General features: G+C 71.4%; 1 protein-coding gene. It reads right to left on the bottom strand.

Translation table 11 applies throughout. The features are described from left to right. A partial coding sequence (locus tag AB4Z02_RS18995; RefSeq protein ID WP_441972918.1) for a hypothetical protein occupies positions 1-529 on the bottom strand: 529 nt, incomplete at its 3' end. Positions 530-559: the final 30 nt, after the last annotated feature.

Below are 559 nucleotides of genomic sequence, written 5' to 3' on the forward strand. Positions count from 1 at the left end.
GCACTAGCTCGATCTCGACGGTCGTGCGATGCGATCCGCGCTCGCTGGGCATCGCCGTCAGCGCGCCGGTGAAGGCGTCGAGCGAGACCGCCGACCCGGCACGCGGGATCGTCACCGCCGTGCGCACGGACTCGGAGACCGACTCGTTCACCAGCATCACGACATCCGCGTCACCGTGGTCGATGCGAAGCGCACGCAGCGACGGCGATGGGCGACGGATGCGCACCGCCCGGTCGGTCATGCCCGCGACGGCGTCGACCAGCCCGCGCTGCGGCACAGGACGGAACCGCTCCTGCAGTGCGGTCGTGTCAGGGCCGACGATCTCGGGAACCGAGCCGACGAAGACCACGGGAACCCCCGCGTCGTCGAGACGCAGCAGTTCGCGGGCGACGTGCTCGGGCAGGAAAGCGCTGCCCGGGACGATCAGGGCGTCGTACGTCTCCGCCCCCACGGCGAGCGCTGCGCCGGCGATCGCGGCACCTGCGAGCGCGTCAGCCGGCACGATGTCGGCATCCAGCTGCGCCTCCATCAGCAGTCGCAGTGGTCGCTCGGTCGGCAT

This window comes from Pedococcus sp. 2YAF34, from assembly GCF_052114585.1.
GTDB lineage: Bacteria > Actinomycetota > Actinomycetes > Actinomycetales > Dermatophilaceae > Pedococcus.